This is a genomic window from Streptomyces sp. NPDC048106, assembly GCF_040706415.1.
GTDB lineage: Bacteria > Actinomycetota > Actinomycetes > Streptomycetales > Streptomycetaceae > Streptomyces.
The window spans coordinates 23,881-50,679 of the sequence record NZ_JBEZND010000029.1 but is presented as its reverse complement, the minus strand read 5'-3'; the positions used below and the strand labels follow the sequence as shown (position 1 = coordinate 50,679).

Below are 26,799 nucleotides of genomic sequence, written 5' to 3'. Positions count from 1 at the left end.
CCGCGTTCAGCGTGTGGCGCGCGCCAGGAGTTCCCCGATCGTGGCGGCGGAGGCCGGCCCGGAAGGCTGCTCGGCGAAGTCGGGACCGGGCTTCAGGGCGTACGGATCTCCGTACACGGGCGTGCCGGGCTGCTGCCGCCAGCCCTCCGCGAGGGGGCCCGCGTCGACGGTGTCGTAGCCGAGGGTGTTGAGCAGGTCCTTGGCGTGGGCCTTGGCCGTCGCGTCGTCGCCCGCGATCGGCAGGGCGGTGCGGTCGTCGGCGCCGGGCGCGCGGTTCAGGTCGGCGAGGTGCTTGTAGAAGATGTTGTTGAACGCCTTGACCACGTGTGCCTCGGGCAGGTGCCGCTGAAGCAGTTCACTGCTGGTGGCCGCGCCCGACTCCAACTCCTCGATGGCACCGTCGCGTTGCGGGTAGTAGTTGTTGGTGTCGAGTACCGTCTTGCCGGCCAGCGGCTCCACCGGCACCTGCGGGTAGGCCTTCAGCGGGATGGTCACCACGACCCAGTCGCCCGCCTCGGCGGCCTGCGCGGGGGTGCCCGCACGGGCCCGCGAGCCGAGTTCGGCCACCAGGTCCGCGAGCGTCTCAGGCCCGCGAGAGTTGCTGAGGACGACGTCGAGCCCCGCGTCGACCGCGAGGCGCGCGAGGGTGCCGCCGATGAGTCCGCTGCCAATGAGTCCGAGAGTTGCCATGGAGGCTCTAACGCCCAACGTGGCGCGGGTGTTCCGACGGCTCGGCCATGCGGGTGGGAACACCGGCCGCGGACCCCTGCGCGGGAGACGGCCCGAGCCCGGGAACGAGGCGGACGTGCCGCCGCGTGTCCGCCCGCCCCCCGCCCGGGGCCGTCGCCGTCCCGTCAGCCGGCGGCGATGATCGCCGCGCCGAGTGCCGCGATGGAGTCGGCGAGCTGGTCCATCCATGCCGAGACGGATCGGCCGCCCTCGGACTGCACGGCGACGAAGGCGCCGTCGTAGCCGGCCATCGCGAAGGGCGCGAGGGCCTGACCGATCTTCTCGGCGGTCTCCTCGCCCGCGCTCTGGAAGGACGAGCGGATCATGTGCGCCATGTAGTCGCGCCCCTCGTCGCGGACCGCGATCACGGTCTGGAGGGCCTCGGGCGCCTCGGCCGCCTCGCGGCTCATCACCAGCACGAGCAGCAGGCGCAGGAACTCCTCGCCGTTCTCCATGACGTCGCCGGTCCGGCGCAGGTACCAGCGGAGCCGCTCGTGCGGGGTGCCGCCCGCCGGGGGATCGCGGTGGGCCTCGCGCATGGCGTCGAAGAAGCCGTGCGCGCCCTTTTCCATGACGGCGGAGAGCAGCCCCGCCTTGGATTCGAAGTGGTGGTAGAAGGCGCTCTTCGGCAGGCCGGTCTCCTTGGCGAGCGCCGACATCGACGTACCGGCGTAACCGCGTACGGACATCACGCGGGCGGCCGCTTCAAGGATCTCCTGCCGTGACCGGCGGCCGCGGCGGTTGGTGCGCGTCTCCGGCGCGAGCGGCTCGATCTTCTCCACCTTCCGGAGTCTAGGCGACGCCCGGCGCGCGCCTCCCACCAGGGCCGATCACCGCGGCCCGCGACCGGGGACGGCTTTCGGCGTGCGGAAAATCCTGCCCGCAATCTCTTGACGGAACCGGCGCCGGTGCCTTCAAAATGTACCGACCGATCGGTCCAAAACTTTCCTCTGCGTTCAAGCGTGAGCAACGGAGCCAGCGCATGACCCATACCTATGACGCGGACGTCGCGATCGTCGGCTACGGCCCGACCGGTGTGATCGCCGCCCTCACCCTCGCCAGATTCGGCATCTCCGCCGTGGCGTTCGAACGCGACCGGGACATCTACCCCCGGGCGCGTGCCGTGACGGTCAACGACTGGACGATGCGGATCTTCCAGGACCTCGGTGTCGACGAGCGGGTCGACAAGGTGATCGACCCGCAGCGGGCTCTGCGCTGGATGACCTACGACGGCACGGAGATCATGCGGATCGAGCATCCGCCGTCCACCCTGGGCCGCACGCCGCGCTTCTACAACATCTACCAGCCGACGATGGAGGCCGAGCTGCGCGCGGCCATCCAGGAGAAGTACGACGACCTGGTCACCGTCCACTACGGCGACGAGGTCACCGGCATCGAGCAGGACGCCGACGGCGTCACCATCACCTCGAACGCCGACGGTGCGAGCCGCACCACCCGCGTCCGCTACGCGATCGGCGCCGACGGCGGCAGCAGTGCCACCCGCGGCCGGATCGGCTGCAAGCTGGTGGGCGACACCGACAACGTCACCTGGGTGGTCGTCGACTGCCACGTCAAGCGCTGGTGGCCCGACCGCGACTTCCTGACCTTCTGGTCCGACAAGGAGCGCCCGGTCGTCGACATCGCCCTGTCCGCGGGCAACCACCGGTGGGAGCTCACGCTCAAGCCCGACGAGACCCCGGCGGACTACCCCACGAGCGCCGAGATCTGGCCGCTGCTCAAGGCCATCGGCGTCTCCGAGGACGACGTCGAGATCCACCAGCACGCCTTCTACAAGCACCACGTCCGGATGGCCGACAGCTTCCGCCAGGGACGGGTGTTCCTGGCCGGCGACGCGGCGCACATGATGCCGCCGTGGGCGGGCGCGGGCATGCAGACCGGCATGCGCGACGCCTACAACCTGGGCTGGAAACTCGCCCGGGTGATCAAGGGCGAGCTGCCCGAGAGCTGGCTGGACACCTACGAGGCGGAGCGGCGCCCCAGCGCCGCCTTCTACACCGGCCTCGCGGTCGGCCTCGGCCGGGTCATCAAGCAGGAGGCCTCCGAGGAGGAGCAGGCCGCGATGAACGCGGTGCCCGAGAACACGGTCACCCCGTACGAGCCGCCGCTCACCGCACCGCCGGTCCTGGAGGGCGGCTGGATCCGCGGCGAGACCGGCGACGCCAGCGTCATCGGCCGCATGATCCCGCAGCCGGTCATCGGTGACACCGCAGGCCGGATGGCCCGCCTGGACCACCACCTCGGCGACCACTTCGTGCTGCTCGGCGACGACGTCGACCCGGCGGCCGTGCTGTCGGCCGAGGAGAAGGCCGGCTGGGACCAGCTCGGCGCCCGCTACCGCGCGGTACGCCCGAAGACCGCGCACACCCAGGGGCCGGACGAACTGGTCGACCTGGACGAGACGCTCCTGCCCTGGATGCGCCGGTACGGCGCCCGTGTCGTCGCGGTCCGTCCGGACAGGTTCGTCGCCGCCGCCGACACCCACGGCCTCGCCGTGCCCGCCGTCTGATCGAGCCCGCGAAGAAGGAGAAGGACTTGTCTGGAGTCAAGGAACTCGGATACGTCGTCTACGAGGTGAGCAGCCTCGCCGACTGGGAGCACTTCGGCGTGACCCTGCTCGGCATGCAGCTCGGCGAGAAGACCGCGAACGGGCTCACGCTGCGCACCGACGAGAAGGCCCACCGCTGGATCGTCACCGAGGGCCCGGCCGACGACCTGGTCGCCACCGGCTACGAGGTGGAGGGCGCGGACGCGCTCGACGCGCTGGTCGGGAAACTGCGCGCGGCCGGCATCGAGGTCACCGAGGGCGACGCGACGCTCGCCGCCGCCCGCAAGGTCGACCGGATCTTCGTCACCGCCGACCCCATGGGCAACCGGGTCGAGCTGGTCAACGGCCTGGCCGACGCCGCCACGCCGTTCGAGTCCGCGTCGCTGCTCGGCGGCTTCGTGACCGGCGCCGGCGGCGCGGGCCACCAGGTCCTGATGACCCACGGCGTCTCCCGGGAGACCTACCTGGGCTTCTACATGGACCTGCTCGGCTTCAGGATCAGCGACATCATCGTCGAGGAACTCGCCCCCGGGATCGTCGCGGACCTGATCTTCCTGCACTGCAACGGCCGCCACCACACCGTCGCCTTCGGCGACATGCCGTCGCCGAAGAAGACCCACCACTTCATGGTCGAGGTCACCGACATCCGCGACGTCGGCCTGGCCTACGACCGGTGCATGGACGCCAAGCAGCCGTTCGAGATGACGCTCGGCATGCACCCCAACGACCACATGTTCAGCTTCTACGTCCTCACGCCGTCCGGCTTCAGCATCGAGTACGGCTGGGGCGGGCTGATCATCGACGACGAGACCTGGGAGGTGAGGACGCTCGACCGGCTGCACAGCTGGGGCCACCGCCCTCCGGGCGTCGTCGCCGGCCTGCTCGCCGCCCCGCCCAACCCGATGGAGGAGAACCACTGATGACCCTCGACCCGCAGGACATCGCCCGCACCGTCGAACTCGCCGACTTCAAGCTCCGCTACTACGAGGCGGGCTCCGGGCACCCGGTCATCCTGCTGCACGGCAGCGGCCCCGGCGCCACCGGCTGGAGCAACTTCGCGGGCAACATCGAGGCCCTGGCCGAGCACTTCCACGTGTACGCGGTCGACATGCCCGGCTGGGGCGAGTCGGACGCCGCCACTGTCGACCAGCTCGACCACGTCGAGACCGCGGTCCAGTTCATGGACGCCCTCGGCATCGACAAGGCCGCCTTCGTCGGCAACTCGATGGGCGGCCAGACCTCGCTCCGCCTCGCCACCGAGCACCCCGAGCGGATCTCCCACCTGGTCACCATGGGCCCGCCGGTCGGTATCCGGCCGACCCTGTTCGGCGCCGGCGACGGCCCGTCCGAGGGCCTGAAGGTCCTGATCGAGGCCTACCGCGACGCCAGCCCGGAGAACATGCGCCGGCTGGTCGAGATCATGGTCTTCGACAAGGCCCGGTTCGCCACTCCCGAGCTGTGCCAGGCCCGTTCGGACGCCGCGCTCGCCCGCCCCGAGCACCTGCGCAACTACGTCGAGGGCATGCCCAAGGGTGCCCCGCTGCCCAAGTGGGTCGAGCCGGAGCTGCTGCCGAAGATCCAGGTGCCGACCCTGCTGATCCACGGCCGCGACGACCGTGTCGTCTCCTACGAGAACTCGCTGTTCCTGCTGGCGAACATCCCGAACAGCCGCCTGGTGGTGCTCAACCACTGCGGCCACTGGGCGATGATCGAGCACGCCGACGAGTTCAACCGGCTGGTCACCGACTTCGTCGCCAACAACTGAGCGACGGGCCGGCGTGGACGGGCCTGTGTGACACCGCCGCCGACGCGGCGGTGTCGTACAGGCCCGTCCGCCTGTTCAGGGGCCCTCGTCGGCGAGGTCCTGCTCCAGGGCGTGCGCCGCCGCCTCCAGGGTGGCGACCAGGGACCGCAGGCGGTGCGGGTCGTAACGCACGCTGGGCAGCGACACCGACAGACCGGCCAGCGCGGTGCCGTCCTGGTCGCGCACCGGCACGCCGACGGCGACGAGACCGCGTTCGGACCGCCCCCGGTTGACGGCGAAGCCGTTGCGCCGCATCCGCCGCAGCTCCGCCCGCAGCCGGTCGGGATCCGGGCGGTCGGACGGACGCTCCTGGGACGGCTCGGCGGCGTACACCTCGGCCAGCTCCTGGTCGGAGAGTTCGGCGAGCAGCAGCAGCCCCGCCGTGGTGCGGTGGGCCGGGAACACCATGCCCTCCCGGGAGCCGACCCGCAGGGCCTGCCGGCACTCGACGCTGGCGATGAACCGCACCGTGTCCCCGGTGCGCACGATCAGGTTCGCGGTCTCGTCCAGCAGGTCGACGACCCGCTGGAGATGCGGGAGGGCCGCCGCCCGCAGCCGTGAGACCAGGGACTGGGAGTGCGAGGCGAGTTCCAGCACCGGGCCCGCCCGGTAGACGCGGTCCTCGCCCTGGACGGCGAAGTCCCGGTACACCAGCATCGCCAGGATCCGGTGCGCGGTCGACCTCGCGACGCCCAGCCGTTCGGCGATCTGCGACACGCTCGCGCCGCCCTCCAACTGCAGGATGGTCGCGGCCCGCAGCGCGTGGTCCACGCTGGCGATGGGGTAGGGCGGCGGGGTCTTGAGCGGCTTGTCCATGGTCTGCTTCCCGTGCTTGTTCTGCTGTACAGAATCTACATGTTCTTCATGGAGAAACGGCGCACGCTAGCGCCTGTGACTCACTCCTCCCTCGCCCACGACACCACCTCGGGCTCCCCGGTGCGGCTGAACGCCGTCGCCGCGGAGGGGCAGCCCGAGGTCACCCCGGCGCTCGAAGAGCTGTACCGGGGCTTCGAGAACGAGCTGCTCGTCCCGCTGTGGACCGAGATCGGCGACCTGATGCCGGCCCACCCCCGGTCGCGCGCCGTACCGCACCTGTGGCGCTGGGAGCGACTGCGGGAGCTGGCCGCCCGGGCCGGCGACCTCGTCCCGGTCGGCCGCGGCGGCGAGCGCCGCGCCATCGCGCTGGCCAACCCCTCCCTGAACGGGCGGCCGTTCGCCACCCCCACGCTGTGGGCGGCCATCCAGTACCTGATGCCCGGTGAGGACGCCCCCGAGCACCGCCACACCCAGCACGCCTTCCGCTTCGTCGTCGAGGGTTCGGGCGTGTGGACCGTCGTCGGCGGCGACGCGGTGCCGATGAACCGCGGCGACTTCCTCCCGCAGGCCGGCTGGAACTGGCACGCCCACCACAACGCCACCTCCGAGCCGATGGCCTGGATCGACGGCCTGGACATCCCGTTCCAGTACGTCACCGAGGCGCAGTTCTTCGAGTTCGGCCGCGACGAGATCGGCGACGCCGAGCGGATCACCCCCCGGCGGTCGCGCTCCGAGCGCCTGTGGGCCCACCCGGGCCTGCGCCCGCTGTCCGCCGCCCCGGCCACCCCGGGCAGCCCGCTGCTCTCCTACAAGTGGGAGTACACCGACGCCGCCCTGCGCGACCAGCTACTGCTGGAGAGGGAGGGCTACGGCGGCACCGTCGAGCCCGGTCACGCGGCGGTGCGGTACACCAACCCGCACGACGGCTCCGACGTGCTGCCGACCATCCGCGCCGAGTTCCACCGCGTGGCCCGCGGCGCCGAGACCGCGCCGGTGCGCGAGACCGGCTCCTCCGTCTACCAGGTCTTCGACGGCTCCGGCGTGGTGACCGTCGGGGAGAAGTCCTGGACGGTCGGCCGCGGCGACCTGTTCGTCGTCCCGTCCTGGGAGCCGTTCTCCGCCAGGTCCGAGGCCGGCGGGACCGACTCCGACTCCGGGGCCCTCGACCTCTTCCGCTTCTCCGACGCGCCCGTCTTCGAGGCGCTCAAGCTCAACCGCACCCAGAAGGACGCCTGACCATGAAGCTCGCCACCATCCGCACCGCCGCCGGCACCCGGGCGGTCCGCCTCGACGGCGAGGTCCACGTCGACCTCGGCTACGCCGACCTGGGCGAGCTGTTCGCCGAGGCCGACTGGCAGGCCAAGGCCGCCGCCGCCTCCGGCACCACCTACCCGGTCGAGGGCGCGGACTTCGCGCCGGTCGTCCCCAGCCCGTCCAAGGTGGTCTGCGTCGGCCACAACTACACCAACCACATCAAGGAGATGGGCCGGGAGCTGCCGAGCTACCCGACCCTGTTCCCGAAGTTCGCCGAGACCCTGCTGGGCGCGGGCGACGACATCGTCAAGCCGGCCGAGACCGACGCGTTCGACTGGGAGGTCGAGCTGGCCGTCGTGGTCGGCAAGCAGGTGCGCCGCGCCGACGAGCAGCAGGCCGCCGACGCCATCGCCGGCTTCACCGTCATGAATGACATCTCGGTGCGCGACTGGCAGTTCCGCACCATCGAGTGGACCCAGGGCAAGATCTGGGAGGCGACCACCCCGGTCGGCCCGTACGTCGTCACCCCCGACGAGGTCGGCGGCGTCCGCCCCGCCCTCCAGGTCCGCACCGTCGTCGACGGCCAGGTCATGCAGCAGGACGACACCGGCACGCTGCTCTTCGACCCGGTCTTCCTGGTGCGCTACATCTCCACCGTCATCACCCTGCGGCCGGGCGACATCATCGCCACCGGCACCCCGGCCGGCGTCGGCAACGCCCGCGACCCCAAGGTCTTCCTGCTCCCCGGCCAGACCGTGGTCACCGAGATCGCCGGCCTCGGGGCCTGCGTCAACAAGGTGGTCGAGGCGTGACGAGCACCACCCGCGCCTTCGCCGACGCCCGTCGGTGGGCCCTGATCGGCGCCGAGCTGGTCTCCGAGGCCGTCAACGGGCTCGACGACGCCGGCTACGCCGCGCCCAGCGCGCTGCCCGGCTGGACCCGTGCGCACGTCGCCGCGCATGTCGCCGCCAACGCCGAGGCGCTGTGCAACCTGGTGCACTGGGCCGCCACCGGCGAGCCCACCCCGATGTACGCCTCGCCCGAGGAGCGCGCCGCCGGCATCGAACGCGGCCGCGCCCTGCCGGCCGGCCGGCTGACCGCCTGGCTGCGCCGCTCCGCGGACGCGCTGGAGGCGCGGATGGACGAGCTGGGCGAGGAGCAGTGGCGGCACGAGGTCGTCACCGCCCAGGGCCGGACCGTCCCCGCCACCGAACTGCCCTGGATGCGCTCCCGCGAGGTGTGCGTCCACGCCGTCGACCTGCTGACCGGCGTCTCCTTCGCCGACCTGCCGGCCGACTTCCTCGCCGCCCTGTGCGACGACGTCACCGGCAAGCGCGCCGCGGCCCCCGGCCCGGCCGTGACCCTGCGGGTACCGGCCACCGGCGCCACCTGGGAACTGCCGGGCGACGGCGAGCCCGTCCCGGTCACCGGCGAACTGCACGACATCGCGGCCTACCTCACCGGACGGCACGCCGACCTGCGCACCGCGGACGGCTCACCCGTCCCCGCGCTGGGTGCCTGGCTCTGATCCGGGGCCTGCCCCACCGAAGGAACAGCACATGAACACTGAACCCACCTCTGCCGGACAGCCCGACGTCCTGGTGGTCGGCGGCGGCATCGGCGGCCTCAGCACCGCCTACGCCCTCTCCCGCCAGGGACTGCGGGTACGCGTCCTCGAACAGGCCCCGGAGTACGGCGAGGTCGGCGCCGGCCTGCAGATCGCGCCCAACTGCACCCGCATCCTCGCCGAGTACGGCCTGCTGGACGAGGCCAAGTCGCTGGGCGTGGTCCCGGAGAACATGGTGATGCGGGACGCGCTGGACTCCCAGGTGCTGACCCGGCTCGACCTGCGCGACCTCGAACGCCGCTACGGCTTCCCGTACATGGTCATCCACCGCAGCGACCTGCACGGCATCTTCCTGCGCGCCTGCGAGCGCGCCGGTGTGGAGCTGCTGAACAACCAGGTCGTCGTCGGCTACGAGAACACCGCGGGCGGTGCCCGGGTCCTCCTCAAGGACGGACGGGTCGAGTCCGCCCCGCTGGTCGTCGCCGCCGACGGACTGCACTCCGTGGCGCGCCGTCAGCTCATCGGCGACGACGTGGTCAGCTCCTCCTACGTGGCCTACCGCGCGGCCGTCCCGATGGAGCAGGTCAAGGACAACGGCATCGCGGAGAAGGACGTCACCGTCTACGTCGGTCCCCACCGCCACTTCGTCCAGTACGCCCTGCGCGGCGGCGAGATGTTCAACCAGGTCGCCGTGTTCGAGTCGCCCAAGGCCATCGCCGGCCAGGAGGACTGGGGCACCCCGGACGAGCTGGACGCGGCCTTCGAGGGCAGCTGTGACACGGTGGACAAGGGCATCCCGCTGATGTGGCGGGACCGCTGGTGGCGGATGTTCGACCGCGACCCGATCGAGACCTGGGTGCACGGCCGGATCGTCCTGCTCGGCGACGCCGCCCACCCGCCGCTCCAGTACATGGCGCAGGGCGCGATCATGGCGATCGAGGACGGCTGGGTGCTCGCCCGGCACTACGCCCGGCTGGCCGAGGCCGCCCCGGCGGGCGCCGAGCCGGAGTGGGACGGCGCGCTGGCCGCCTACGAGGCGGTCCGGGTGGAGCACTGCCGCCGGGTGCAGACGACGGCCCGCGCCTGGGGCGAGCTGTGGCACCTCGACGGGGAGGCCCGGCTCCGGCGCAACGCGATCATGCGGGCGCGCGACACCTACGACTACGCCTTCACCGACTGGGTGTACGGCCCGACCGCGCTGACGCCGGACGAGGAGCCCGAGATGTTCACGCCGATCCCGCTCTCCTCGGCGCCCGTCGAGGAGCTGGCGGCCTGACCCCCGCGCCTCGTGCGCCGTGGCCGGGTGTGACGCGATGCGTCACACCCGGCCACGGCGTTTTCAGGGGCGCCGGCGGGCGAGGGTGGAGCCGAGGGCCGTGGCCGCGGCGCGCACGGCGTTCGCATGGGACTCGGGGCGGAAACGCCCGACCGGGCCGGTCACACTGATGGCGGCGACCGCTGTCCGGCCGTCGGGGGCGAGGACCGGCGCGGCGACGCAGAGCAGGCCCGGCGTCGACTCCTCGATCTCGTAGGCGACGCCGGTCTCGACCGCGTTCACGAGCTGCCGGCGCAACAGGCCCGGGGCGATCACCGTGTGCGGCGTCCGGCGTTCGAGCGGGGCGGTCAGCACCGCGGCCTGCTCGTCCTCCCCGGCGTGCGCCAGCAGCACCTTGCCGATCGCCGTGCAGTGGACCGGCATCCGCCCACCGGTGCGGGAGGGCGCCTTGGCCTGGCGATGCCCGCCGATCTTGGCGAGGTAGACGACCTCCCGGCCCTCCAGCACGCCGAGGTGCACCGTTTCGTGGGTGCGTTCGTACAGATCCTGCAGGAACGGCATCGCCAGCTCCAGCAGGGTGCGTTCGGTGGCGGCCCGCAGACCCAGCTCGAAGAGGCCCCCGGAGAGCCGGTAGCCGTGGTCGGTCCGGTCGAGCAGCCGGTGGTGGACCAGGTCCCCCGCGACGCGGTGGACGGTGCCCTTCGCCAGACCGGTACGCCGCACCAGCTCGGCGAGCGGCAGCACGGAATCGGCCGGGCCGAACGCGCGCAGGATCGCCAGTGCCTTGCCCAGGACGGTGTTGCTGTCCTCCATGGAAAAGAGCGTACCGCTGAGTGGAACGCTCTCATGGAGCCCGCCCGCCCCATGCCGCAGATTGGACGGCATGTCCCAGAACCACGCCGCTGTCGGCACCGACAGCATCGCCGCCGCCGCGGCCCGGCTCCGCACGGCCGCCGCCACCGGCACCCCCGCCGCCCCCGTGCGCGACCTGATCGGACGCGACGACGTCGAGGCCGCGTACGCCGTGCAGCGGCTGCTCACCGCCGAGCGGATCGAGGCCGGTGCCACGGTCGTCGGCCGGAAGATCGGCCTCACCTCCACGGCCGTGCAGCAGCAGCTCGGCGTCGGCCAGCCCGACTTCGGCTTCCTCTTCGACGACATGGAGTACGCCGACGGCTCGGCCGTGCCGGCCGACGCGATCCTCCAGCCGCGGGTGGAGGCCGAGATCGCCTTCGTGCTCGGCGCCGACCTGGCCGAGGGGTCGCTCGACGCCGCCCAGGTGCGCGCGGCCATCGACCACGCCGTGGCCGCGATCGAGGTCTGCGGCAGCCGGGTGGCCGGCTGGGACATCAGCTTCGGTGACACGGTCGCCGACAACGCCTCGGCCGGCGGCTACGTCCTCGGCACCCAGCGCGTCCCGCTCAGCGGGTTCGACCCCGTCGCCGCGGAGATGGCCATGACCGTCGACGGCGAGACCGTCTCCACCGGCAGCGGCGCCGCCTGCCTCGGCGACCCGGTCAACGCCGTCGTCTGGCTCGCCCGCCAGGCCCGCGAACTGGGCGAGCCGCTCCGCGCGGGCCAGGTCGTCCTCTCCGGTGCCCTCGGCCCGATGCGTCCCGTGGCGCCGGGCGCCGCCGTCCACGCCACCGTCACCGGCCTCGGCACGGTGTCGGTCACCTTCTCCGCGTAAGGAACGACGATGAGCAAGACCAAGGTCGCCATCATCGGGTCCGGCAACATCGGAACCGACCTGATGATCAAGATCATGCGCAACGCGCAGCACCTCGAAATGGGGGTCATGGTCGGCATCGACCCCGCCTCCGACGGGCTGGCCCGCGCCGCCCGCCTCGGCTTCGAGACCACCGCCGAGGGCGTGGACGGGCTGCTGAAGTCGCCGCAGATCGACGAGATCGGCATCGTCTTCGACGCCACGTCGGCCGGTGCGCACACGTACAACGACGCGAAGCTGCGCCCGCTCGGCATCCGCATGATCGACCTGACTCCGGCCGCGATCGGTCCGTACGTCATCCCGGCGGTCAACCTCGAAGAACACGTCGACGCGCCGAACGTCAACATGGTCACCTGCGGCGGCCAGGCCACGATCCCGGTCGTGGCCGCGATCAGCCGGGTCGTCCCGGTGGCGTACGCGGAGATCGTCGCCTCGATCGCCTCCAAGTCGGCCGGCCCCGGCACCCGGGCCAACATCGACGAGTTCACCGAGACGACCTCCTCGGCGATCGTGCAGGTCGGCGGCGCCCAGCGGGGCAAGGCCATCATCATCCTCAACCCGGCCGAGCCGCCGCTGATGATGCGGGACACCGTCTTCGCGCTGGTCACCCTGCCCGAGGGCGAGGACGGCGAGACCGCGAAGGCGCAGATCACCGAGTCGGTCCGGAAGATGGTCGCCGAGGTCTCGGCGTACGTGCCGGGCTACCGGATGGTCCAGGACGTCCAGATCACCGGGATCCCGGCCGACCAGCCGGTCGAGACCCTGCTGGCGGAGGGCGCGACCGCCCGGCCGACCCACCAGGTGTCGGTCTTCCTCAAGGTCGAGGGCGCGGGCATGTACCTCCCGGCGTACGCCGGAAACCTCGACATCATGACCTCGGCCGCCGTGCAGATGGCCGAGAAGATCGCCGCCGCGAAGGAGGCCGCCAAGTGAGCACCCCGATCTTCGTCCAGGACGTCACCCTCCGCGACGGAATGCACGCCGTGCGGCACCGCATCACGCCCGAGGACGTCAAGCGCATCGTCGTGGCCCTGGAGGACGCCGGCGTCGACGCGATCGAGGTCGCCCACGGCGACGGCCTCGCCGGCAGCTCGCTCAACTACGGCCCCGGCTCGAACACCGACTGGGAGTGGATCGAGGCCGCAGCCTCGGTCCTGCGCGACGCCCGCCTCACCACGCTGCTGCTGCCGGGCGTGGGCACCATCGACGAGCTGAGGCACGCCTACGACCTCGGCGTCCGCTCGGTGCGGGTGGCCACCCACTGCACCGAGGCCGACATCTCCGCGCAGCACATCGCCGCCGCCCGGGAGCTGGGCATGGACGTCTCCGGCTTCCTGATGCTCTCCCACATGGCCGAGCCCGGACAGCTCGCGGCACAGGCCAAGCTGATGGAGTCCTACGGCGCCCAGTGCGTCTACGTCACCGACTCCGGCGGCCGGCTCACGATGAACGACGTCGCCGCCCGGGTCCGCGCCTACCGCGACGTCCTGGACCCGGCGACCGAGATCGGCATCCACGCCCACGAGAACCTCTCGCTCTCCGTCGCCAACTCGGTGGTCGCGGTCGAGAACGGCGTCTACCGCGTCGACGCCTCGCTCGCCGGACACGGAGCGGGCGCGGGCAACTGCCCCATCGAGGCCTTCATCGCCGTCGCGAACCTCTCGGGCTTCAAGCACAACTGCGACCTGTTCCGGTTGCAGGACGCCGCCGACGACATCGTCCGTCCGCTCCAGGACCGCCCGGTCCGGGTCGACCGCGAGACCCTCACGCTGGGCTACGCGGGCGTCTACTCCAGCTTCCTGCGGCACGCGGAGGCCGCCGCGCAGCGGTACGAGGTCGACGTGCGCGACATCCTGATGGAATGCGGCCGGCGACGGCTGGTCGGCGGCCAGGAGGACATGATCGTCGACATCGCCCTCGGTCTGGCGGCCGCCAGCTGAGGTCCGCCACGGGCGGGCGGGGCACGGCCGGCGCCGTCGCCCCGCCCCGCCGGCAGCGCGGTCAGGACGCCCAGGCGGCCAGGCACAGCGCGCGGTCCAGCTCTGCGGTGTAGTGGGCGGCGGTCAGCCAGGCGCGGGCGAAGCGGTCGGCGTCGGCGGGCCGGAGCCGGCCGAAGACGTCATGGCCCCGGTCCGCCGCGGCGGAACAGAGACCGGTGAGCAGGTCGGCCGCCGTGGAGAGCCCGGACCGGCCCAGGCGCCGGGCGTCGGCGCGGGTGTCACCGGGAACGGCGAGGACGGCGCGGCCGCCCGAGACCGTCTGGTGGACGCGGCGGCGCAGCAGATGGACCGGTGCCTCGTCGGGGACGGGCGCCGAGCGGGCCGGGGCCACGGGCGCGGCGGGCAGGTCGGCGCCCTGGAGACGGTCCAGGCCGATGTCGAGGCGGGCGCCGGCCCCGGTCGGGTGCTCGGCGGCGAGCAACTGGGCCCGGGGGTGCGGGGCCGCCACGAGGCGGGCCACGACCCGGAGCCGGGTGCCGCGGGCGGCGGACAGCAGGCGCAGGTTGTCGCGGTGGGGGAGCGCGGGATCATCGTGTGCCGCCGTCAGCCGCAGGCTCACGCCGGCGTAGTCGGCGAGGAGACAGTCGCCCGCCGCCTCCGCCGCCCTGCCGGTGAGGGTGACGTCCAGGAACAGCAGGTCATGGCCGCCGGTCAGGGCGCGGGAGACCTGCTCGGACACCGGCTCCGCCCAGAGCCGGGCCACCGGGTCCTCGTGCCAGCCGGCACCGGGGGCCCGTACGGCCCGCACCCCCGCGCCCGCCCCGAGCCGGCCCGTGGGGGAGACGGTGGCGCCCGACACCGCGAGGCCGGCGCGGGCCAGTTCCCGGTGGGTCAGCGCGGTGTCGCCGATCCGTACGGCCCGGTCCGCCGCGCCCACCGCCCGCCCGGCGCCGCCCGGGGCCACGTCGGACACCTGGTACAGCCGGCCCTCCGCGTCGGCGGTCCAGGTCACCGCGCCCGCGTAGCCGCTCGCCGCGAGCACCGGTTCGGAGAAGAGACCGTACAGACGCAGTGACCCGTCCGGTCGGTAGGGCTGTCGTGCGGTGCCGCGCAGGGCGGCCAGCTCCGTTCCCGAGGCGCTCGGGAGGCGGTGGGCCACGGACAGGACGTCGTACAGACCGTCCACGAGATCGTCCAGGCGGTACGCCGGATCCGCCGCGCGGGCCGCGCGCAGTGCCGTGACCACGGAGACGGCCAGGGCCGCGGCCCGGTGCAGGCCCGCGAGCCGCGCGGTGTGCGCGGCCCGCAGCAACTCCGCCTGGAGCACGGCGCCCGCCCCGTCCGTACCGGCCTCCAGCACGGCGGACGCGGCGAGTTGCACGGCGCGGGCGGCGGCGCGCTGCTCCGGCGTGGCCGTCTCGGCGGGTACGGCCGCCTCCGCCGGCTGTTCCTCTTCCGAACCGCCCTGTGGAGCAGGGGAGCCGGCATCCTCCGCGACCGGGGCCAGGGAGGCGGCCGCGGCGCGGTGCAGGCAGTCCGGGGCCAGCAGACAGCCGCAGCGGACGGCGTCCGCCGCCCTCACCGCACCGTCCGGAGCGTGCAGTTCGAGGTCCGTGTCGTCGTCCACGGCGATACGGACGACGTCGCCCTCGCGGGCCACGGGCCGGTCCGCCAGCTTGGCGATCCCGGAGTCGAGGCGTTTGCGCAACCGGGGTGAGAGCGCCGCGACGAGTTCGGCGGTCACGGCCGGGGCGACCGGGGGCAGTTGCGGGCTCATGCGATCTTCTCCCCTACCCAGCGGGCGAGTTCGAGCGGACTGAGGGCGGCCACCGGCATGCCCGCGGCGACCAACTGGCCCGCGACACCGGTCGAGTAGCGCGGGCGACCGGAGTCGTCGAGGCTCGCGCAGCCGAGCACATGGCAGCCGGCGCCGACCAGGGCGCGGACCTCGGCGAGCAGCCCGCCGAGCGGATAGCCCTCCTCGAAGTCGCTGACGACCACGACGAGGGTGCGCGAGGGCACCGTGACCAGTTCGCGCGCGTGGCGCAGCCCGGCCGCGATGTGGGTGCCACCGCCGACCCGGACCTCCAGCAGCAGCGACAGCGGATCCTCGACATGGTCGGTCAGATCCATCACCTCGGTGGAGAACGCCAGGAAGTGCGTGGACAGCGTGGGCACCCCGGCCAGCACCGAGGCCGTGAGCGCCGCCCAGATGGTGGACGCCTCCATCGACCCGGACACGTCGGTGACCAGGACCAGCCGCCAGTCGGCCGCGCGCCGGGCACGGCTGCGGAACACGGGGTGTTCGGGGACGACGAGGACCGTGCCGTCCGGCCTCCGGCGGGCGGTGGCCAGGTTCGCCCGCAGGGTGCGGGGCAGATCCAGGCCGCCGCCGGGGCGCCGGCTGGGCCGGGGCAGGACGGTGCCGTGCAGCGCGGGACGCAGCCGGGTGGCCAACTGCCGGGTCAGCGCCTCGACCAGCCGGCGCACCAGCGGACGCAGCGCCGCCAGCCGGGCCTCCGGCAGTCCGCCCGCGTGCCGCAGCACCGAGCGCAGCAGGTCGACGGAGGGCCGTACGGCGTCCGGGTCCAGCTCCGTGAGCACGTCCCGCCGGCCCGCGGCGGCCGCGGCCGCCAGCACCTCCTCCCGGATGCCCGGCCCGAACAGCGCGGCCAGCTCCTGCGACCACTCCCGTGCACCGGGGTACGACGCCTCGCGCCCGGCGCGCCCCGGCTCCCTCATGTCGCCCCGGCTGCCCTCGCCGCGCCCGCTGCCGTACAGCTCGTCGAGCGCGGTCGCCAAGGGGCGGGCGGAGACGGCGAGCCGGCTGCTCTGGCGCCCCAGCAGGAGACGCCAGCGGTCGGCGGGGGAGAGGTGGTGGGGGGAGGTGGAGGTGGGGGCGAGGGTCGGGGCAGGGCCGGGGTCGGCCGTGGGCGGAGCTGGAGGCTCGATGGCGGCGGTGATGCGGTCCGCGGGGTCCTCGGCCGGGCCGTCCCCGGCGGACCGGCCGGCTGGCAGCAGGCCCAGCGCGGCCAGCGCCTCGCGGGCCGCCAGGTCGGCCCGGGTCCAGCGGGCCAGGGCCACGGGGTCGAGGTCACCGGTGTCGGCGGGGTGTTCGCCGTCCAGGCGTTCCCCGACGGCGGCAAGGAGCCGTTCGCGCGCGGCCGGGCTGAGGGTGTCGAAGCCGCCGCGCAGGGCCGGGAGCCGGTCGAGGAAGTCACGGTCGGACAGCTCCGACACCCGGCCCAGCAGCGGTGCCAGCGCGGGCGCCGCCGATTCGAGCAGCGGACCGGCCGCGGTCAGCAGACCGGTCAGGCGGGCGGTGAGCGCCGAACGGGACTCCGGGTCCCCGGCCCCGTCCACCCAGGAGGCCACCCGGTCGCCGAACGCCTGCGCCTCCTCCTGCCCCAGCAGCACCCGTACGGCCCCGGCGGCGCCGCGCATCAGCGGTGCACCGTCGGCCGCCAGCCGGGCCAGCGCGTCGGCGAGCCGGATGCCGCCCGACCGGTCGGCGCGCTGGGCGAGTTCCAGCAGGGCGCGGGCGTCGGCCGGGTCCTCGGAACCGGTGAGCCCGTCGAGCTGCCGTACCGCGGCGGCGGTCAGCGTCCCCGCGACGGCCGCCGCCCGCCCCGCACGCTCCTCGTCCGCCCCGAGCCCGGCGATGTGCCCGGCCCGCACCCGGTCCGACAGCGCCAGCCCGGCGAGGAGTTCGGGGAGGGTGGCGGTGTCCGGGAGAACCTCGGCGGTCTCGGCGAGGCGCTCGTCGGCGAGGGCGGAAAGGCCGCACTCCGCCGCCTCCTCCAGGCCCCGCAGGGCCTGCGCGGCCGTGGGGCCGCCCTCGTCCCGCTCCTGGCGCCGCCGCTCCCGCAGCACCCCCTCGGCGGCCTGGGCCGGGGTGACCCCGCGGATGCCGGCCACGGTCAGCATGGCCGCCGTGGCCGGGGTCCACCGCACCTCCCAGCGCGAGGTCAGCGCGTCGGCGCCGCCCGTGCCGGTCACCGCCCTCGGCTCGGCGTACGGCACCGAGCACACCGCGAGTCGGCGCAGCAGGAGTTCGCGGCGCCGGTCCAGGTCGGAGCGGAGCGGGTCGAGACGCAGGTCCCGGGCGGTGCCGGGGGCCGGGTCCGTGGGTCCGGGCAGGTTCAGCGCGGCCAGTTCCTCCTCCACCGCCGGGGCCAGTCCGCTGCGCGGCGCGTCCGGTGCGGGCCGGCCGGTACGTGTCCCGACGAGGACCTTCTCCATCGCCCTCGCCACGGCGCGCCCGCGGCCGTACGGCTCGCCCTGGGCCAGCACCGTCTGCACCGCCTCGACCAGTTCCCCCCGGCCCGCCGCGGGCAGCCCCCGCAGGCGGGCCAGGTCCCCGGCGAGCCGCGTGATCTCCCGCGCGTCGGCGGGCCCGGACGGATGCCCCAGCGCACGCAGCGCGGCGCAGATCCGTACGGCGGCCCTGACCAGCGCGTCCTCCAGGGCCGTCGGATCGCCGGCCGCGTCCAGCACCATGTGCTGCCACTCCGGGTCGCGGATCCCGGCCGGGTAGCCGGACCGCGCGTCCAGCAGGGTGTAGGTGTACGGGATGAGGGAGGTGGTCCAGGCCGGGACGGGCACCGGGGGCTCCTCGGCCGTGGTGCCGCTGTCCCCGGCGGCGCCGTCCGCGGGAGCGAGCAGCGCCGGGGCGTGGAACGCGCCGACCACGACCGCCGCCCGCTGTCCGCGCGCCGTGGCCCTGGCCAGACACGCCCGCATCCACCGCTCACGCCGCAGGTCCAGCGCCGGCACACCGCCGGACGCCACCGCCTCCCGGCGCAGCGCCCACCCCGTCAGCAACGCGGCCCGCCGCAGGGCCTCCGGCGGCGAACCGGGCGCGGCGGCCTCGACCAGCCGGTCCCACAGGTCGTCTCCCGGGCGCCCGGTGAGGCGCTCGCGCAGCGCCGAGGCGAGCCCGAGCCGGCCCTCCGGCGTTTCGGGGCGGGCGCGCTCCTCCGGCAGCTCGTCCTCCTCCGGCGACCCCGACCACGCCCGGTCCGCCAACGGCAGATCGCACGCGAGCACCGGTATCCCGCGCCGCGCCGCCCACCGGACCGCCGCCAGTTCGGGGGAGAAGTCGGCGAAGGGGTAGAACGCCGGACCGCCCGCCCCGGTCGCCGGGGCGGCGGCGAGCGCGACCGGGGCCCGGGTGTCCTCGTGGGCGAGCCAGGGCAGCCACTCCTCCAGCTCCGCGGGGAGCTCCACCAGGACCACGTCCGGCGCGGCCGCGTCCAGCAGGTCGGGCACGGCCGCGGCCAGCGAGGGCGCGTGGTGGCGCACGCCGATGAGGTAGGGCGCCGCCGGGTCGGTCAGGGCGGCGACGGCCGCGTCCGGAGTCTCGTACGGCACGGCCGTCAGCCCTCCAGGACCGTGCGCAGGTCCCACAGGGTGCGCCAGGTGGCGGAGCCCTGTTCGGCGCGGCGCCGGACCGGCCCGTCCCAGTAGCCGCGCAGCCGTGCCGCGTCCGCCGGATCGTCCTTGCGTACGACACCGAGCAGATGGCCCGGCAGCAGCCCGAGGACGTCACGGTCCCCCGGGAAGTACGCGGCGGCCAGCCCCAGCGCGCCTGCCACGGAGACGGCCTCCGCGGTGCTCATCACCGTGGACGGCCGCTCCACCTCCCAGCCCTCCGCCGAACGGCCCTCCCTGAGGTCGCGGAACACGGTGAGCAGGGCCTCCAGGACCGCGTCGTCGACCTGGAAGGGCGCGCCCGCCCGTTCCACCGACGTCCGCGCCTGCCCGCGGACCAGCGCGGTCTCGGCGTCGAGGTCCCCGATGGGGCCGACCGTCTCGAAGTTGAAGCGGCGCTTGAGCGCGGCCGACATCTCGGAGACGCCCTTGTCCCGCAGGTTGGCGGTGGCGATGAGGTTGAAGCCCGGCGCGGCGTGCGCCAACGCGTCCTCGCCGCCCGCGAGTTCGGGGATCGCGATGCGCCGCTCCGACAGCAACGACACCAGGGCGTCCTGCACTTCGGGCAGACACCGGGTGACTTCCTCGACGCGGGCGACCGCGCCCCGGGTCATCGCGGTGAGCACCGGCGACGGCACCAGCGCCGTCCTGCTGGGGCCCTGCGCGAGCAGCAGGGCGTAGTTCCAGCCGTACTTGAGCTGGTCCTCGGTGGTACCCGCCGTGCCCTGCACGACCAGCCCGCTGGTTCCGCACACGGCGGCGGACAGCAGCTCCGACAGCATGGACTTGGCGGTGCCGGGCTCGCCGACGAGCAGCAGGCCCCGCTCCCCGGCGAGCGTGACGACGCACCGCTCCACCAGCGCGCGGTCGCCGACGAACTTGCCGCTGATCTCCAGCCGCCGCGGCGCCCCCTTCGGCACCTCGGCGTCCTCGGGCAGACGCAGCGCCTGCCCGCCGCTGCCCATCACGAAGGTGACCACCGCACGGGGCGTGAGCCGCCAGGCGGGCGGCCGCGGACCGGCGTCGTACGCCGCGAGGAAGGCCAGCTCGGCGGCGTACCGGTCCTCGGGCGGGACGATCTGGCGGGTGGTGTCGGGGGCGAGGACGGTCGTCATCGGCGGGAGTCCTTCAGGGAGGTACGGGTGGAAAGGGAAGCGGATGGGGCGAGGGCGCCGGCGGAGGGCGAGCGGTGGGCGGGACGGACCGAGCCGGCAACGGGATGCCCGGCGACCAGGACGCCCCGGTCGCGGGAGACCCCGCCGTACCGTCCGGCGGCGCCGCTCACCGCCGCCTCCCCCGCCGGGTCGCCCGGGTCCGCAGCTCCTCGTACGCCGGGGCATCGCCCGCCCGGACGCGGTCCCAGGCGCGGGCGAACAGTTCCGGCACCGGAAGCAGCGGCACCGCGCGCTGGTGCGGGGGCACCGGGTACAGGCCCTCCTTCCAGGTCTCCACCGGCAGCGCGGGCGACTTCAGGTCGCGCCAGCCGCACGGCAGGAACAACGTCCGCCCGGCGCGCGGCCGTTTGGCCTCGACCACCAGGTCCGTCGCGGCCAGCTCGGCGCGGGCCTTCTTCAGCCGGGCCGGCCGCCAGCCGGTCCAGCGGGCGCGGTTGCGGTCCGTCGGATCGGGCAGGGCGAGCAACTGGAGGTAGAGCACGGCCGCGTCCTCGCCCAGCCCGTGCGCCTCCGCCACCTCGGCGACCAGCGCGGGCACACTGCGGGCCGGGTCCTGCGCATACCCCGAGAGGCCCTCCGCGCCGACCGCGACCGCGCGGCCCAACTCCTCGCCGAGCAGCGTGCGTACGGCCTTCAGGGGCCGCCCCTGGTGCGGTCCGACCAGCCCCTCCAGCAGCCCGAACACGGCGTCGTCAGGCCCGTCGAGCCCGGCCGGCCGGATCAGGACCGTCTCCACGTCCTGGTACCAGGGGCGCAGCACGATCGCCTCGCCCACCCGGGTCAGGCCGTGCGCGTCGGCGCCGCCGGTCGCGGGCAGCCCGTACGCCTTGCGCAGCTCGGCCGCGGTCGGGGTGCCCTTCTCCGTCCGCTCGACACCGAGGCCGAGCATCAGCTCGGGGTCGGTCAGCCGGTGGCGTACGGCGGCGAGTCCGGCCGGCAGCGCGGAGCGCAGCGGGTGACCGTGGGGCAGGCCGTAGGCGAGGGCGGCGAGCCCGTCGACGGCGTCCGCCAGGCCGCGTCCGGACGGCATCGCCGCCGGGTCCTCGGGGACGAGGTTGCCGTCCTTGTCCGGCCGCAGGACCGTGGTGCGGCTCAGCCACGGGGTGCGGGCCGGGTTGAGCACCTCCTCGGCGTGTCCGACGGGGAGTCCGGTCAGTTCGGTCCTGATGTCCTCGGACACGCGCACCAGCGAGCCGAGCCGCTCGGCCCACACCCGGCCCGCGGCGTCGGCGTCCGGGCCGGTCGACCACAGCGCGGCCGGGTCAGCGGGCAGGAGCGCGCCCAGCAGTGCCGTGCGCGGCTCCGCGCCGAGGCCGCGCAGCAGGGCGTCGCCGAACTTCCGCTGCCTGGGCTTGAGTCCGATCACGGCCAGGCCCTCGGCCCCGATGTCCTGGGGCTGGCCGGCGAGCAGGACGGCGGCCTGTACGGGGCCGAGGCCGCCGCCGCTCGCCGTGACCAGCGCCTCGGGTGCCCCGGCCGTCCAGGGCGCGGCGCCCTTCTCCCGGACCAGGCGGGTCAGCGCGGTCAGGTCCCCGGCGCTGATCGTGGTGTCGTACCGGACCTCGTGGTTCAGCGTGAAGTGGGCGACCGCGCCGAACGTGCCGCTCGGATCGTGGTCCAGCGCCAGCCAGTTGACGCGGCCCCGCTGGGTGTCGATGTTCTGGCAGCCGAGGATCACCACCGTGCGACCCGCGCGGCGCAGCACCTGTCCGGCGCGCCGCTGCCTGTCGTGCGGCTCGGTGAGGACCAACTGCCTAACCGTCCCGCCGGGTTCGGCGAGCGGTCCTTCGGCGAGGGCCTCGAACAGCAGGAGCAGCGGCTCCCGTTGGGCGTCGGTCAGGGCGGGCGAGGCGGCCCGGTAGGCCAGCGCGCGCAGCGAGCCCAGTACCGACGGCCATGTCATTCCGATGTCCGGGACGGTGAACTCCTCGCTGTCCCAGCCGTCCGTGAGGGCGCCGAGCCGCTTCCCCTCGGGCAGCGGCTTGCCGTCGGCCGGGTGGCCGGACAGCACCTGGTTCACCGACCGGATCTGGCGCAGCGCGTTCCACACCTCCCGCTGCCACCAGCCGTGCAGGGGCCCGAGCCCGGAGACGGCCTCGTACACGCTGTGGTCGTCGCCGTGCGCGGGGCGGTAGTCGGCGAACATGCCCTCGGTCCGGTTGCGCGGCGGCCGCGGCCGCTCCTGCCGGGGACGGGCGAAGGCGGTCGCCGAGTCCGTGATCCGCAGCGCCGACCTGACCAGCGCGGCGACGCCGATGAGCAGTCGTGCGTCGGTCAGTCCCGGCAGGGCGCGGGCCACGGTCTGCCGGACGACCTGGTCCGCGCTCGGCACGGCGGCCCTGGCCTGCTCGTCGTCCCCGGCGCGGGCCAGCGCCTCCTGCCGTTCCTCCAGTGCCTCGGCGGCCATCCGCAGCACCTCGGCGGTCCGCTCGTCGGACAGGGCGCGCAGCACGGCCGAGCCCTCGGTGTCGCGCGGGCGCAGGGCGTGCCAGAAGGGCAGCGGGGGCACGAAGCGGGTGCCCGCGGCGAACTCCCCGCCCTGGCCCTGGGGGGTCACCCGCCCCAGTTCGCCGGGGCCGGACCCGTCGCCGCCCAGGGTCATCAGCCCGATGCCGCGGAACCTGTCCACGACGACCGGCTCGGCGCCGCCGGGCAGCCGCAGCGCGCCCACCGGTATGCCCTCCGGCTGGGTGGCGGCCGCCGGCACCGACACGGTCCGCCCGTCCGGCGTGCCCGCGGTGCGCAGCTTGCCGTCGCCCTCGCCCTGCGCGCGCACCCAGTGTCCGAGCACGGTGCCGTCGGTCCCGAACGGGCTGTCCTCCAGGCCGGGCTGGAGCGGCAGCACCTCGCAGCGCTCGGTCAGCAGCTCGGCGTCCTCGCGGATGCCCGCGCGCAGCAGTGCGGGCAGGGAGGCGCGGCCGTGGGTTCCGGTGGCCGGGTCGTACTCCAGCCACACCGTCCGCCGGCCGTCCCTGCCCTGGCGCCAGCAGGTGCTGCCGTCACCGAGGAGGCCGCGCGTCGGCGGCAGGACGGTGTCACCGGCGTGCAGCGCCTTGCCGCCGCTCGCGCGGCCGCCGCCCGGCAGCGGGATCGAGGGGACGAGCGACTCGTTCGGGTTCCACCAGGAGGGGAGCTGCTCGCCGCCGAGTTCGAACACCGCGGCGGGCCGGGCCGACCAGTAGCCGAACTGCTTGCTGCCCTGCCGCCACATCACGAGCAACTCGCCGTCCACGTAACGGAACCGGGGCTGCTGCCAGCGGTCCAGGTCCTGCGGCAGCCGCAGGTCGTGGTCGAGGAGCACCTTGTCCGGGCCGACCACGATGGCCTTGTGGCCGCGCGAGACGATCAGGGCCGGCCATGCCTCGTGCACGGAGATCGAGTCGGCCTGCCGGTTCCCCGGCAGCCGGACGCGGGTCTGCGCGTCGAGCACGGCCATCGCCTCGTCCAGGGCGGCCCAGCCCAGTTCGTCCAGGATGCCGGCGCGCAGCGTACGCGCGAGCACCGGGGCCGTCGGGTGTCCGGCGACCTGGGCCACGGCCTCGGGGTTGACCTCCGGGGCGATCCCCCGGAAGGGGCTCAGCCGGTGGAGCGCCTGCTGGGCGCCGGGCAGGCCCACCGCGTCCGTGAAGGCGTCGGCGGCCTCCTCCAGCCACTCCCGCAGCACCTCGCGGAGGACCGGGTGCCCGGCGATCGTGTCCAGCATCCGCGTGGAGTGCGCATGGCCGCCGACCGGCCCCAGGGCCGTGTGCAGCAGCCGCCGCAGCTGCGGGTCGGCCGCCACCGCCGCCAGGTCACGCGCGCCCTGCCGGGTGTCCGTCAGCCAGTCGGCCAGCGGCAGGAACATCCGCTCGCCGCTGCCCGGCACCGTGAGCGCGATGCCCTCCGTCAGACACAGGTCGAGCAGGTCCAGGTCGGCGCCCGCGTGCCAGCCGCCCGCGAACAGGCTCACCGGGCGCCCGGCGGCGACCAGCCCCGGCGTCATCCGCTCGACCAGCGCGAGAGTGCCCGGCGAGCGCCGCGAGTACGACCCGCCGTGCTTGCGGAAGGACGCCCAACGGCTCAGCCAGTCCGCCGGATCGACCCCGTGCGCCGCGGCCGCCGCCGGCTCGGTCAGCAGCCGCTCGGCCCCCGTCTCCGCGAGCAGCGCCAGCCAGAACTCGTCGTCCTCGACGTCCCGGCCGAGCCCGGCCGGCATGATCTCCAGCAGCCGCGTCCGGGTCTCGGGCCGGCGCTCGGCGAGCACCGGCAGGACCGCGCGGTAGGCGGTCCAGAAGGACCGGGGGGCGCGCACCGCGGCCGGGGAGGCGATCAACTCGGCGACCAGCGCGCACTCTTCGGTCACCCGGTCCAGGCCCGCCGCCTTGATCAGCCCGCGCGCGTCCTGCGGCAGCGAGGCGTACGGAGGCATGCCGGCGGCGCAGCGCTCCACGGTCAGCCGCCGGAACTGCGCCCACGCGGTGGCCGGTTCGAGCCGCGCGGCGAGGTCCTTGACGTACTCCTTGAGGGCCTTGACGGTCAGCGCCCCGGCGAAGGCGAACTCCAGGAACACCGCGCGCCGCCGCTCCTCGTCCACCGCCAGCGCGTGCACCCGCTCGGCCTCGCGGGCCTTGCCGAAGAACGCCGCCGCGTACGTGGTGTTCTCGTGCTCCAGGAAGACCCGCGCGGCCTGCTCGTAGAACGTCGGCAGGAAGTGCGGCACCGCCCGCCCCAGCCGCTCGCCCAGCGTCTCGAAGCCCTCCTTGGCGGTGCCCGGACGGGACTTGGCCTGCCGGGCCAGCCGCTCGACGTCCTTCACCAGGGCGAGCGCGTGATGCCCGTTCGCCGGGTCGTGGACCAGCGCCCAGGCCGGGAAGCCCAGCGTCTCCCGGCGCACCTGCCCGACCTCCGGCGCCTCGGGCTCGCGGGCCAGGCCCAGGAACTCCAGCGCCAGGTCCTCGGCCTCGCCCAGGGTGCCCGGCACCAGCCGGACCACCCGGCGCTCGTCCAGCGCGGGATGCGTGTACGTGCGCACCGTCAGGCTGTCGGCGTCCTCGCGCGCGGTGCTGCCCGGCGGCAGTACGGCGCCGGCGTCCAGCAGCCCGGTGACCGTGGTCTCGTCGTACGTCATGCCGCCCGCTCCTCGTCCTCGATGTCCCGCCCCGCGTACAGCGCCGCCGCCATGCGCATGCCCTCCGACCAGGCCACCGACCCGACCTGGTCCAGCCTCAGCACCCGGCCGCCGGGCTCGGACCAGGCCAGCGGGCCGGTCTCGGTGCGCGCATAGCCGTCGTAGTCACCGATCCAGACGCGGGCCTCGACGGCGCGGCCGTCCTCCACCACGGAGCACACCGCGTAGCCGCCGCGCACGCGGTAGCCGAGCTGGGCGGTCCGGCCGTGCAGGAAGCGCAGCTCCTTGAAGACGCCGCCCGCGTACTCCTCGATCTGCGTCGCCTTGGCGTCGGGGGCGGCCGGGCGGTGCCAGACCTCGCGGAACAGCTGCTGGGCGCGCTGCTCGACGCCCAGCTCCACCGCGAACTCCCGCAGCTCCTCCAGGTCTTCGAGGAGTACGGGGTGCGGGATGCGGACCAGCTCGGGGGCGATGCGGACGGTGTCGCCGTCGAGGTCCACGAGGCCGAGGCCCCGCTCGGGGTCGGCGTCGCGCAGGAATCCGGCGACCGCTCCGTCGGCGCCGGTGACGACGAGGTCGCGCAGCGCGGACTGCCAGGCGGGATCCGGCCACACACCGGTGATCACGTCCAACGGCACCGGCAGCGAGCGGACCATCCACCGCTCGGCATCGGCCAGGCACTGCTTCTCGTGCCGCTCCAGCCACTCGACGAGCTGCTTCAGGCCGACGACCGCCGGATCGTCCGCGATCTTCGGCGGCACCGACTTCAGCCGTCGCCCGGACGCGTTGCGGCACACCACCTTTCCGCCGTCGAGGGCGACCTCGTAGTCACCGGCCGACACCCACCCCATCACGTGCCTCCCCGCACCGAAGTGATCAAGTGACGGGAACTCTAGGGGCGACCACTGACAACGCCCTCCGGCGGGCGGAGGGCGCTGGGGAGAGGGCCGTGGACGGGGCGGGCGGTCAGCCCTGGGCGGAGTCCTCGGCGGCAGCCTTCTGCCGCTTCAGGTTCTTGATGCGAGCCGCTTCCTTGCGGACCTCGGCCTGGGTGGCCTGCTCCTTCTGGAGCCACTCGGGCCGCTCCTGCTTGAGCGAATCGATCTGCTCCGTGGTCAGCGCCTCGGTGACCCCGCCGCGCGCCAGACCGGCGATGGACACGCCGAGCTTCTCGGCGACCACCGGACGCGGGTGCGGACCGTTGCCTCGCAGCTCGCGCAGCCACTGCGGCGGGTTGGCCTGGAGCTCGTTCAGCTCGGCGCGCGAGACCACACCCTCCTGGAAGGAGGCGGGGGTGGCGGGGAGGTACACACCCAGCTTCTTCGCCGCGGTCGCGGGCTTCATCGTCTGGGTGCTCTGCTGCGACTTCATGAGGACAAGGGTATCGGCCGTGCGCCCGGGGG

20 protein-coding genes are annotated in these 26,799 nt (G+C 74.3%); 10 read left to right on the top strand and 10 right to left on the bottom strand.

All coding sequences use genetic code 11. From position 1 onward, the window contains the following. Window positions 1-6 precede the first annotated feature (6 nt). Complete coding sequence (locus AB0927_RS26670; protein WP_366670250.1) at window positions 7-690, bottom strand: NAD(P)-binding domain-containing protein; 684 nt, start codon at window positions 688-690, stop codon at window positions 7-9. A gap of 164 nt (window positions 691-854) precedes the next feature. After that, a complete protein-coding gene (locus tag AB0927_RS26665; RefSeq protein WP_366670249.1) occupies window positions 855-1,511 on the bottom strand; it encodes a helix-turn-helix domain-containing protein in 657 nt (218 codons plus the stop codon). A 200-nt stretch (window positions 1,512-1,711) separates the two neighbouring features. Between AB0927_RS26665 and AB0927_RS26660 the strand changes: the two genes are divergently transcribed. The 3 genes from AB0927_RS26660 to AB0927_RS26650 are packed head-to-tail and all read left to right on the top strand — an operon-like array spanning window position 1,712 to window position 5,060. After that, the gene (locus AB0927_RS26660) at window positions 1,712-3,256 is read left to right on the top strand and encodes an FAD-dependent monooxygenase (RefSeq protein WP_366670248.1); all 1,545 of its coding nucleotides are present in this window, start codon (window positions 1,712-1,714) and stop codon (window positions 3,254-3,256) included. A gap of 26 nt (window positions 3,257-3,282) precedes the next feature. Then, entirely contained in the window at window positions 3,283-4,215 is a 933-nt protein-coding gene (locus AB0927_RS26655) for a VOC family protein (protein ID WP_366670247.1), read from the top strand. Next, window positions 4,215-5,060 carry an alpha/beta hydrolase gene (locus AB0927_RS26650; protein WP_366670246.1) on the top strand — a complete coding sequence of 282 codons (846 nt, stop codon included), beginning with the start codon at window positions 4,215-4,217 and terminating at the stop codon, window positions 5,058-5,060. The genes AB0927_RS26655 and AB0927_RS26650 overlap by 1 nt, the downstream gene beginning before the upstream one ends. Window positions 5,061-5,135: 75 nt before the next feature. Here AB0927_RS26650 and AB0927_RS26645 read toward each other — a convergent pair whose 3' ends face one another. After that, window positions 5,136-5,915 carry an IclR family transcriptional regulator gene (locus AB0927_RS26645; protein WP_366670245.1) on the bottom strand — a complete coding sequence of 260 codons (780 nt, stop codon included), beginning with the start codon at window positions 5,913-5,915 and terminating at the stop codon, window positions 5,136-5,138. A gap of 75 nt (window positions 5,916-5,990) precedes the next feature. On the opposite strand from AB0927_RS26645, the gene AB0927_RS26640 reads away from it, so the two are divergent. The 4 genes from AB0927_RS26640 to AB0927_RS26625 are packed head-to-tail and all read left to right on the top strand — an operon-like array spanning window position 5,991 to window position 10,012. Further along, window positions 5,991-7,151 carry a cupin domain-containing protein gene (locus tag AB0927_RS26640; protein WP_366670244.1) on the top strand — a complete coding sequence of 387 codons (1,161 nt, stop codon included), beginning with the start codon at window positions 5,991-5,993 and terminating at the stop codon, window positions 7,149-7,151. A 2-nt stretch (window positions 7,152-7,153) separates the two neighbouring features. Then, complete coding sequence (locus AB0927_RS26635) at window positions 7,154-7,981, top strand: fumarylacetoacetate hydrolase family protein (protein WP_366670243.1); 828 nt, start codon at window positions 7,154-7,156, stop codon at window positions 7,979-7,981. Continuing rightward, the gene (locus AB0927_RS26630) at window positions 7,978-8,697 is read left to right on the top strand and encodes a maleylpyruvate isomerase family mycothiol-dependent enzyme (RefSeq protein ID WP_366670242.1); all 720 of its coding nucleotides are present in this window, start codon (window positions 7,978-7,980) and stop codon (window positions 8,695-8,697) included. The genes AB0927_RS26635 and AB0927_RS26630 overlap by 4 nt, the downstream gene beginning before the upstream one ends. Before the next feature lie 31 nt (window positions 8,698-8,728). Next, on the top strand, window positions 8,729-10,012 hold the full coding sequence (locus tag AB0927_RS26625) for an FAD-dependent oxidoreductase (protein WP_366670241.1): 1,284 nt from the start codon (window positions 8,729-8,731) through the stop codon (window positions 10,010-10,012). 63 nt (window positions 10,013-10,075) lie between these two features. On the opposite strand, the gene AB0927_RS26620 is transcribed toward AB0927_RS26625, so the two are convergent. Beyond that, complete coding sequence (locus AB0927_RS26620; RefSeq protein ID WP_366670240.1) at window positions 10,076-10,825, bottom strand: IclR family transcriptional regulator; 750 nt, start codon at window positions 10,823-10,825, stop codon at window positions 10,076-10,078. Window positions 10,826-10,895: 70 nt separating this feature from the next. Between AB0927_RS26620 and AB0927_RS26615 the strand changes: the two genes are divergently transcribed. From AB0927_RS26615 to dmpG, 3 genes are read left to right on the top strand one after another with little or no spacing between them, the layout of a single operon-like run. Further along, window positions 10,896-11,702, top strand: a complete 807-nt coding sequence (locus tag AB0927_RS26615; protein WP_366670239.1) for a fumarylacetoacetate hydrolase family protein — start codon at window positions 10,896-10,898, stop codon at window positions 11,700-11,702. Between the two features lie 9 nt (window positions 11,703-11,711). Beyond that, window positions 11,712-12,674, top strand: coding sequence for an acetaldehyde dehydrogenase (acetylating) (locus tag AB0927_RS26610; RefSeq protein WP_366670238.1), 963 nt, complete (start codon window positions 11,712-11,714; stop codon window positions 12,672-12,674). Continuing rightward, on the top strand, window positions 12,671-13,681 hold the full coding sequence (gene dmpG, locus AB0927_RS26605) for a 4-hydroxy-2-oxovalerate aldolase (protein WP_366670237.1): 1,011 nt from the start codon (window positions 12,671-12,673) through the stop codon (window positions 13,679-13,681). Before AB0927_RS26610 ends, dmpG begins: the two co-directional genes overlap by 4 nt. A gap of 61 nt (window positions 13,682-13,742) precedes the next feature. Here the strand turns inward: dmpG and AB0927_RS26600 are convergent, their stop codons facing one another. The 6 genes from AB0927_RS26600 to AB0927_RS26575 all read right to left on the bottom strand — a co-directional run bounded on the left by AB0927_RS26600 (window position 13,743) and on the right by AB0927_RS26575 (window position 26,767). Next, window positions 13,743-15,458, bottom strand: coding sequence for a hypothetical protein (locus AB0927_RS26600; protein WP_366670236.1), 1,716 nt, complete (start codon window positions 15,456-15,458; stop codon window positions 13,743-13,745). Next, window positions 15,455-19,054, bottom strand: coding sequence for a DUF5682 family protein (locus AB0927_RS26595; RefSeq protein WP_366670235.1), 3,600 nt, complete (start codon window positions 19,052-19,054; stop codon window positions 15,455-15,457). Before AB0927_RS26595 ends, AB0927_RS26600 begins: the two co-directional genes overlap by 4 nt. 5 nt (window positions 19,055-19,059) lie before the next feature. After that, entirely contained in the window at window positions 19,060-20,229 is a 1,170-nt protein-coding gene (locus AB0927_RS26590; RefSeq protein ID WP_366670234.1) for an AAA family ATPase, read from the bottom strand. 166 nt (window positions 20,230-20,395) lie between these two features. Next, window positions 20,396-25,396: a hypothetical protein gene (locus AB0927_RS26585; protein ID WP_366670233.1), complete on the bottom strand. Its 5,001-nt coding sequence runs from the start codon at window positions 25,394-25,396 to the stop codon at window positions 20,396-20,398. Beyond that, window positions 25,393-26,247: a DUF4132 domain-containing protein gene (locus tag AB0927_RS26580; RefSeq protein ID WP_366670232.1), complete on the bottom strand. Its 855-nt coding sequence runs from the start codon at window positions 26,245-26,247 to the stop codon at window positions 25,393-25,395. The genes AB0927_RS26585 and AB0927_RS26580 overlap by 4 nt, the downstream gene beginning before the upstream one ends. A 115-nt stretch (window positions 26,248-26,362) precedes the next feature. Continuing rightward, window positions 26,363-26,767, bottom strand: a complete 405-nt coding sequence (locus AB0927_RS26575) for a DUF5997 family protein (protein ID WP_366670231.1) — start codon at window positions 26,765-26,767, stop codon at window positions 26,363-26,365. Window positions 26,768-26,799 lie beyond the last annotated feature (32 nt).